General features: G+C 58.9%; 7 protein-coding genes. 3 read left to right on the forward strand and 4 right to left on the reverse strand.

The genetic code is table 11. The features are described 5' to 3' along the window. Positions 1-129 precede the first annotated feature (129 nt). Entirely contained in the window at positions 130-2532 is a 2403-nt protein-coding gene (locus HJC04_RS27545) for an FdhF/YdeP family oxidoreductase (RefSeq protein ID WP_210633775.1), read from the reverse strand. Positions 2533-2696: 164 nt separating this feature from the next. Further along, a complete protein-coding gene (locus HJC04_RS27550) occupies positions 2697-2948 on the reverse strand; it encodes a hypothetical protein (protein WP_210633777.1) in 252 nt (83 codons plus the stop codon). A 214-nt stretch (positions 2949-3162) separates the two neighbouring features. Here HJC04_RS27550 and HJC04_RS27555 point away from each other — a divergent pair, with 214 nt between their 5' ends. From HJC04_RS27555 to HJC04_RS27565, 3 genes are all read left to right on the forward strand, one after another. Next, positions 3163-3399 carry an antitoxin gene (locus HJC04_RS27555; RefSeq protein WP_210633778.1) on the forward strand — a complete coding sequence of 79 codons (237 nt, stop codon included), beginning with the start codon at positions 3163-3165 and terminating at the stop codon, positions 3397-3399. Further along, entirely contained in the window at positions 3399-3800 is a 402-nt protein-coding gene (locus tag HJC04_RS27560; RefSeq protein ID WP_210633779.1) for a type II toxin-antitoxin system VapC family toxin, read from the forward strand. Before HJC04_RS27555 ends, HJC04_RS27560 begins: the two co-directional genes overlap by 1 nt. A 456-nt stretch (positions 3801-4256) precedes the next feature. Then, positions 4257-5537 (forward strand): DUF3422 domain-containing protein, encoded by a 1281-nt coding sequence (locus HJC04_RS27565; RefSeq protein ID WP_210633799.1) that lies wholly within the window; start codon positions 4257-4259, stop codon positions 5535-5537. A 126-nt stretch (positions 5538-5663) separates the two neighbouring features. Here HJC04_RS27565 and HJC04_RS27570 read toward each other — a convergent pair whose 3' ends face one another. Together HJC04_RS27570 and HJC04_RS27575 are read right to left on the reverse strand one after the other, a co-directional pair. Continuing rightward, the gene (locus HJC04_RS27570) at positions 5664-7499 is read right to left on the reverse strand and encodes a methyl-accepting chemotaxis protein (protein WP_221147568.1); all 1836 of its coding nucleotides are present in this window, start codon (positions 7497-7499) and stop codon (positions 5664-5666) included. Between the two features lie 296 nt (positions 7500-7795). After that, the coding region (locus tag HJC04_RS27575) for a thiamine phosphate synthase (RefSeq protein WP_221147569.1) at positions 7796-8403 on the reverse strand (608 nt) is incomplete at its 5' end.

An 8403-nucleotide genomic window follows, 5' to 3' on the forward strand; every position in this document is an offset into this window, starting at 1 on the left:
CGGCGGTATCGGCGCGACGCAAGCGTGGACGGGTTGCCCAAGCAACGGCGGCCAAGACGCCGGCCATTGTGAGAAACGATACTGCCGCCGACCAGGCATGCTTGCTTTCGCGCATCGCCGGGACCTGGGTTAGGGTCGCGACGACAGAGCCGAGAGACTGAGCCGCACCGGCAACATCTTGTAGGACGGGGTCTTGGCTTTGGCGTCGTGATGCGCCAGCGGAAAGAGCGGGTTCGCCTCAGGGTAATAGGCCGCACAGCACCCGGTTGGAATCGCGTGCCTGGCAATCTTGAAGCCGGCGACTCGGCGCAATGTGGCGACGTCGATGGCAGTCGTCAGATCGACGAAATCGCCTTCTTTGAAGCCCAGTCTGTCAATATCCTCATCGTTCATGAAGACCACCTTTCGCGATCCCTTCACGCCGCGGTAGCGATCGCTGTAACCGTAGATGGTCGTGTTGAACTGGTCGTTGGAGCGTAATGTGGCGAGGTTGAGAACCTCAGTGTCGCCCGGACCGATGTCGAGTTCGGGGAAGAGCCGCGGCGGCGTGATGAAATTGGCTTTCTGGTTGGGCGTCGTCCATTTGCGCTCCCTGGCCGGCACCGGTCTCGGAATGCCGCCCGGCTGAAACATGCGTTTGTTGAAATCCCTGAACGTCTCGGGATAGGTCGCTTCGATCGCATCGCGGATCTTCGAATAATCGCCGACCCATTCGTCCCACGGGACTCGGCCCTTCGCCAGCGTCGCCTTGGCGATTCCGGCGATGATGGCGGGCTCCGACAGAAGCTCCTGACTTGCTGGCTTCGCCTTTCCGCGCGAACCATGGAAATGCGCCACGGAACTTTCGATGGAGACGGCTTGCGGACCGCTCGCCTGTTCATCGATCTCAATGCGGCCGAGACAGGGAAGGAGATAGGCGATTTCCCCATGGATGACGTGGCTGCGATTGAGCTTCGTCGCAATCTGTACGGTCAGGCGGAGTTTGCGCCAGGCCTCCTCCATCGCTTCCGTTTCCGGGACAGCGCGCAGGAAATTGCCACCGAGGCTGACGAAGGCCTTGGCTTCGCCATCCATGATCGCCTTGCAGGTGTCAACGGTCGCGCGACCTTCCCACTGTGGCGGCTCGAACTGGTAGAGCTCCTTCAGCTTGTCGAGCGGCACGAGGTCCGGCTTTTCCGTTATCCCGACCGTGCGCTGGCCCTGCACGTTCGAGTGGCCGCGCACGGCGCAGATATTGGCGCCCGGCTTGCCGATATTGCCGCGCAGTAGCGCGAGATTGGCGACCATATGAACGTTCTCGACACCCATCACATGCTGCGTGAGACCCATGCCGTAGATCATCAGCACCGCCTCCGAATGGGCGTAGGTGCGGGCTGCCTGAATCATCTGCTCGCGGGTCAAGCCGGAAACACTCTCCAGCTCGGCCCAGTCATATCGGCGGGCCGCTTCGGCGAATTCCTCGAAACCCGACGTATGCGTGCTGATGAAATCGTGGTCGAGAACATGCTTTTTGTCGGCGGCGGCAATCGAAGCGGCGAAGGCGACCGCCGCAGCATTATCCGGTTTATGGGGCAGGGCATCGGAGCCTGAAACCTTGCTCATGCCCAGTGCCTTCATCGCATCGTCGGCTTCGATCAAGGCTTTGCAGACCCCGAAGAGGGCCGCGATGTCGCCTCCGTTCTTCACCTGGTAATATTCCGACGAAATCGGCGTCGACCGGCCGGTCAGCATCTGGCTCGGCATTTGCGGGTTGATGAAACGTTCGAGACCCGGTTCGCGCAAGAGATTGAAGGTGACGATTTTCACGCCCCGGTCGACGGCGTCCTGAAGGTCATGCAGCATCCGCGGAGAAGAGGTGGCGACGTTCTGTGCCATGTAGAAAATGCAATCGCAGTTCTGGAAATCGGACAGGATTGCCGTGCCGACGGAGGCTCCGATGCTTTCCGGCAGACCGACCGAGGAGCTTTCGTGACACATGTTGGAAGAGTCGGGCAGGTTGTTGCTGCCGAAGATGCGGGCAAAAAGCTGATACATGTAGGAGGTCTCGAGGGATGCGCGCCCAGAGGTGTAGAAATCGACCTCACGCGGAGGAATTGACCGCAGCTCCTCGCCGATCTCCGCGAATGCATCGCTCCAGTCCACCGGTTCGTATTTGTCGGTCGAGCGGTTCCACCGCATCGGATGGGTCAGGCGACCTTGCTCTTCGAGATCGTGATCGCTCCACTGCTCCAGCTCATGCAATGTATGGGCGGCGAAGAAGGCGCGGTCGGCGCGGCGGGAAGTGACCTCCCAGGCGGTCGCCTTTGCGCCGCTTTCGCAAAATTCCATCGCATGCGGTTTTGCAGGCTTGGCCCAGGCGCAACTGACACACATGTAGCCGTCTGGTTTGTTGTGATGGGAAAGCAGCGACGGCCCCGATCGGGGGACGTGTTCGCGCAGAAGAATTTCTCCAAGAGATCTCGCCGCCGCCCATCCGCCAGCCGCAGGCGTGTTCTCACCAATTGTTGGCGGATGTTTCGATCGCGCTGACATTTTTGCCTCCCGACATTGTCGAAGGAAATCCCTGGCAGATATTTTGCGACCCGAACTCTTGGAGAAACAAACTGTTCCAGACGACATGGCAAAGTGACCTGTCGACAGCCGGTGACGGGAGAGGAGTGGCAATAATCTGGTCTTCTCGGCTGCGTCGCATGTCCTCAGAGGTGCGTCGGAGCATCGGCCTCCACCTCGGCATAGAGCTGACCGCACATTGTCAGCGACCGCCGCATCGCGGCGACGCGATCCTCGGCGTCCTTGCATGAATAGGCCCAGATGTCGGTCGCCCAGCTCTTGCCATCCATCTCGTACTGCAGGGCAAACTTATAGAGCCGTCGCTCATCCGCGTCGGTGCTCACCAAAGCGCGATCGGGATCATCGCGGCGCTGCCGTGGAAAACATACAACATTCACAACGTGCTCCTCGGGTTCACCTTGCCAGGGTACGAAATGCCGCTTTGCTTGGACTAACCTGAACGCGCGGATTTCGTTCCCTGCGCTCCGGGCCTGAGCAGGCCTACTCGCGGTCCGGCCTTTTCCTTCCCGCAACTTGCATCGCCGCGACAAATCCATTATGTACACACGGATGATGTACACGGGCGAGTTCGACTTCGGAAAGCAGGATGTCATGCATACGACAAAAGTATTCAAGAACGGCAACTCTCAAGCCGTGAGAATTCCCGCCGATTTGGCTTACAGCCAGACCGAGATGGAGCTTGAAATCGAGCGCATTGGTGACGAGCTCCGCATCCGCCCGCTAAAACCGTCCCTGGAGGGCGTACTGGCGCGTTTCGCAAGATTTGACGACTCGTTCATGGCGGAGGGGCGCGGTGATCAGGAGCAGGCCGAACGGGATAGGCTGTAATGCCGCTCTACATGCTTGACACAAACATGTGCATCTATCTGATGAAGGAGCAGCCGCCGCAAGTCGCACGACGTTTTGCTCAATGCCGCGTTGGCGATGTCGTCATGTCTGCCATTACGTTCGCGGAACTCGAATATGGCGTTTCTGCCTCGAAGGATGCAGAAAGGGAACGGTCGAACCTAGAGTATCTGATCGAGGCAATCCCTGTCGCCCCGTTCGATAGTGATGCGGCACGGGCCTACGGACCTCTCAGGTTCGCGACACGCGACCGGAAAAAGGATCACTTGGACAAACTGATAGCCGCTCATGCGGTTTCGCTCAAGGCTGTCCTCGTGACGAATAATGTGCGGGACTTTACGGTTTACCAGGACTTGCGCGTCGAAAACTGGCTGTTCCCATGAGTGCTGGTGATGGGATGGTTGCGCGTATAGTTCAATGCAACCTCAGGTGGCGAGTCTGGCGTAAGCTGAATTATGGAACAGCCGTCCAGGGTCAGCGGGCCGGCATGGCATTTTGCGTTGATGCGCACGGACGACATCCACCCCGCACCCAAAAGGCCATGCATATGGCTGCGTGAGCAAGCGTGCGAACCGCTTGACCGCGCGGGATACACAGCACGCCAAGTCGTAAGAGGTCCCCCAGGGGATGCGCGATGGTGAGGTCAACGAAGCGGGCAGCGCCTTCTCAGGTTCTTTACTCCCGCAATCGCGGCGATAGCGGCAGCGATGAGTAGGGAAGCCGATCGACCGGGTAACAGTTCCAGGCCGCTTGATGAGCAGGCAGCAGGGCTTTCAAGTTGATCGCGTTCGGTTCATATAAGTTGGCCGGTGGCGTTTGGTGGGACGGGGAAGATGGATTTGAGTTCGAATCGCGCAGAGGAAGCAGTTTCAACCACGACGTCTGCTTCTGCGCAGCACGTCGCCAGCCCAGCGACTGTCGGACTGCAAACAGCAGATTTCAACTCCGAGCTTCACGCTCGTCCGTCCATTTATTTTACCGGCCCGGCGATCGTCGAGCACATTGCGTTCATGCCCTTGGATGGGGCGATCAAAGAGTTCCACGATAGCCTGGAAGTCGATGGTGAGATTTCAGTCAGGGTCGAACGGCATACTGAATTCGTCACGGTCACACGCCTGCGGAAATTGCACTCGGAGCCCGGGCGTTGGCCGGAATCTGATCTTGCGGAAGGTGATTTTGCGCGGCTGGCAGGGTTGACCGCTCCTCGCCTTGTTTGCCACGTTGCTATCCTTGTGCTGGGCAACCCTCCTGACGAGCTGGGACCGGTTTTAAAATCCTTCGATTTCGGGGATACAGCGGCGTCCTCGATTGGTGGTGGGTCGGCGCAAGTCTGCTCCGATTTTAGGGTCAGACCGGACAATTCAAGCAGGATCATCCTGTTCAACAGGGACCTGAACGCACATCGCCTGGGGCGCATGGTGCGCCGCATCTGCGAGATAGAAACCTACAGATCAATGGCGCTGCTCGGATTGCCGGAGGCGCGACGTCTGGCACCGCTTCTCGGTCAGTATGATGCGGAGCTCGTTCAACTGACCAATCGCAACTTGAGTACTCCTGCACATCAGCACAAGCAGCTGCTGGACGAGATCACGGTTCTTTCGTCCCATATCATCTCGGCCACCGCGGAAACCAGAAACAGGTTCGGAGCGACCGCCGCCTACGCGAAAATCGTTGAAGAGAGAATCGCGCTTCTACGGGAAACCCATGTCCCCGGCTTCCAGCGCTTTGGCACTTTCGTCGAGCGGCGGTTCAAGCCGGCGGTTCGTACTTGCGAGGCAAGTGCATTGAGGCTTGAGCAGCTGTCGAGAGCGACGATGCACCTGCTCGATCTGCTACAGACTCGAATTCAGGTCGAGATTGAGTTCCAGAATGCTACGCAGATTCAAGCAATGGCGGATCGAGCTGCGACGCAGGTCAAGATCCAGCGCGCGGTCGAAGGCTTTTCGATCATTGCGATTAGCTATTATTTGCTGAGCTTGGTGAAGTTCATATATGAGACGGCAGACCACGCTGGGTTCCATTTCGATCCGGTGATCATGCTTGTTGCCGTTCCGGTGGTTGTGGGAACCGTTGCGATCACTATCCTCCGCGTCAAGCATGCTCTGCGAGAAGGGTCCTGAAGCTGGAAATCGCGCGTCAGAACACTTTGCACTCTTCTTGATCCACCCCTCAAAGAGTTGCCGGCGGCGAGAGCAAGGCTGTTGGTTCTTCTACCCGGTGACCTCAGGACAAGTACCTGATCGTCATCACGCCGCCATGGTGCGGACGCTATGTCTAGGCTTAGCGGCCTGAGCGGGGTCACGGTCGAGGGTGAACTGATTGACCAGTTCGCGCAGCCTGCTCGCCTCAGCCGACAATGACGCGGCCGCTGCGGTGGATTGCTCGACCATCGCCGCATTCTGCTGAGTCGACTGGTCCATCTGATTGACGGCCGTATTGATTTCGGCAAGTCCGGTGGACTGTTCACGCGCAGAGGTCGCGATCGCTTCCATCAACCGGTTGATCTGAGACACTTGCTCGCTGATTTCGTTCAACGACTGGCCAGTCTCGAGAACCAGTCTTACGCCGGTGCCGACTTCGGTGGAGGACTTTTGGATAAGGCCCTTGATTTCCTTCGCCGCCGTCGCTGCCCGCTGGGCAAGCTCGCGAACCTCCTGAGCGACAACGGCAAAACCTTTGCCGGCCTCGCCGGCCCGTGCTGCCTCGACGCCGGCATTCAGGGCAAGAAGATTGGTCTGGAAAGCGATGTCGTCGATGACGCCGATAATGCTCGATATTCGTTCGGAGCTTTCCTCTATCCGCCGCATCGCCTGTTCGGCATGAGATACAACGGAAGCAGAACGTTCTGCACTGACGTTAGCCGCCTGGGCGACATTGCGAGCCTCCTCGGTTCGCTTCGAGGCGGTCGTCACATTGGCAGTAATCTCATCGAGGGCTGCCGCAGTCTCCTCCAGGGAGGCCGCCTGCTGTTCGGTCCGCTTGGACAGATCTTGCGCACCGGAGGCGATTTCGCATGTTCCGGTGTCGATGCTGTGCACCGTCTGCAGTACAGCGCCAATGGTTGTGCCGAGTTGCCTAAGCGAAGCATTGAAATCCCCACGCAACCTCTCGTATTCCGGAGCGAACGGCTCCGCCAACTGGAAAGAAACGTCACCGCCCGCAAGGCGTCTCAATCCATCGCCAAGCGTCGTTGTCGCAAAGCGCAACTGCTGCGCTTCCCGTTCGGCGCGCTCCTGTGCGGCAGCGCGCTCCGCCTCCGACTGGCTTCGCGATATCGCTGCTTCCTGCTCCAATCGAAGAACGTTGATCGCGTTCTGTCGAAACACTTCCACTGCTCCTGCCATCGCCCCGATTTCGTCGGCGCGGCCAGCATAGGGGATTTCGCTCTGCAGATCGCCGTCGGAAAGGGTCTTCATGGCGGAGGCGATCCATCGGATCGGATTGGCGATGCCGAAAACGGCAAACAGTGCTCCAGCCGAAGTGACCAGAATCGAAAGGGCGGCAATTAATGCCGTGGTCGTGAACGCGTAGCTCGCCGTCGCGTTGCTTGTGGTCACATATGTTTCGGTCTGTCCGAGAATGAACGCCACCAGGTCAGCAATCTCCTGGTTCACCAGATCAGATTGTGCCTCCATACTCTCCCGAAAGAGGCCGACCGCCTCGGCGGCCTTGCCGTTGTCGTGCAGTTGGACCATTTGCTGCGCAAACTCGCTATATTTCTTGAGCCCTGTCTCGACGTCTTTGATCAGCTCGCGGCCTTTCTCCGTGCGGACGCCCGCCACATATTCTCGGATTGCTCGCTCGACCGCGGCGTTCGCCTCGTCGATCAGCTTCGCCTCGGCGGCTTGCTTCTCAGGCGAGGCCTCCAGCAAGTACCGCGCATAGGCCAGCTTCAGATCAGAGAAGTTTCCCTTGATATCCCGGGCGGTGATCATCCGCTTCATCCAGAAGCCGCCAATCTGCTGAGCACTGTCGTTCAGTGTCGAAATTGTACTGAGAGAATTGTACGACAAGGCAATCAGGAAGGCACAGATGACAGACAAAACGGCAATCAGGGTCTGCTTGACGGTCGGGCGTTTCATACAATTCTCCAGTCCTCTAGGGCGGGCTGTACAGCTCAGATAACCGCAAGAATTCGCGCGACTGGCTAATTTAGGATTAACTTCAATTGGTTTCGCCGTCGCTCTCTGAATAATTTATGTCGCTTACAAACGAGGCGTAGCAAAGTTCTCATCCCTGCTATCATCGGTATGTTATTGACGACTTAGGATGAGATCGAAAGTCTCGGCCGCCAAGCGGCATCATGCCTGGCCGTCGAGCCCGCCTCCGTCGCCGCGCAGTTTTACGGCTTCGGTATCAAGAGGTCACCGGTGATACCTCACTTTGCGGATCGCCATGGCGCGGTCGCGGCCAGCCACTGCCGCGTGCGGGCCTCGGGATCCGGGTTGCGGGTGATATCGGTGACCACGGCGGCACTATCAGCGCCTCTTTCCAGCACCACCGGCGCCCGTTCGGCGGTGATCCCGCCGATGGCGACGAGCGGTATCGCGCCGACACGCTGGCGCCAGTCGGAAAGACGTTCAACGCCTTGCGGCGCCCATTTCAGCTGTTTGAGGATCGTCGGCCAGACCGGCCCGAGCGCAACATAATCCGGCTCGGCCGCCAGCGCCGTCTCCAGCTCCGCTGTGTCGTGGGTGGAAAGGCCGAGCTTCAGGCCGGCGCGACGAATGGCATTCCTGTCGGCGGCCATCAGGTCTTCCTGGCCGAGATGAACGAAATCGCATCCTTCATCGATCGCCAGTTTCCAGTAGTCGTTGACGACCAATTGGCAACCCGCGGCCGCGCAGGCAGCCCTCGATCGCCGGATCTGCTCGCGAAGCACGGAGTCCGGGCAATCCTTGATGCGCAGCTGGACGAGTTTGACGCCGAGTGGCGCGAGACGCTCGACCCATTCGGCGTTGTCGACGATGAGATAGAAGGGGTCTA

This window comes from Rhizobium sp. NLR8a (assembly GCF_019685235.1).
Taxonomy (GTDB): Bacteria; Pseudomonadota; Alphaproteobacteria; order Rhizobiales; family Rhizobiaceae; genus Rhizobium.

What these genes read in the sequence shown, in the direction of transcription:
- HJC04_RS27545 (WP_210633775.1), bottom strand. Translation starts at nt 2,532, where the DNA reads ATGTCAGCGCGATCGAAACATCCGCCAACAATTGGTGAGAACACGCCT.
- HJC04_RS27555 (WP_210633778.1), top strand. Translation starts at nt 3,163, where the DNA reads ATGCATACGACAAAAGTATTCAAGAACGGCAACTCTCAAGCCGTGAGA.
- HJC04_RS27560 (WP_210633779.1), top strand. Translation starts at nt 3,399, where the DNA reads ATGCCGCTCTACATGCTTGACACAAACATGTGCATCTATCTGATGAAG.
- HJC04_RS27570 (WP_221147568.1), bottom strand. Translation starts at nt 7,499, where the DNA reads ATGAAACGCCCGACCGTCAAGCAGACCCTGATTGCCGTTTTGTCTGTC.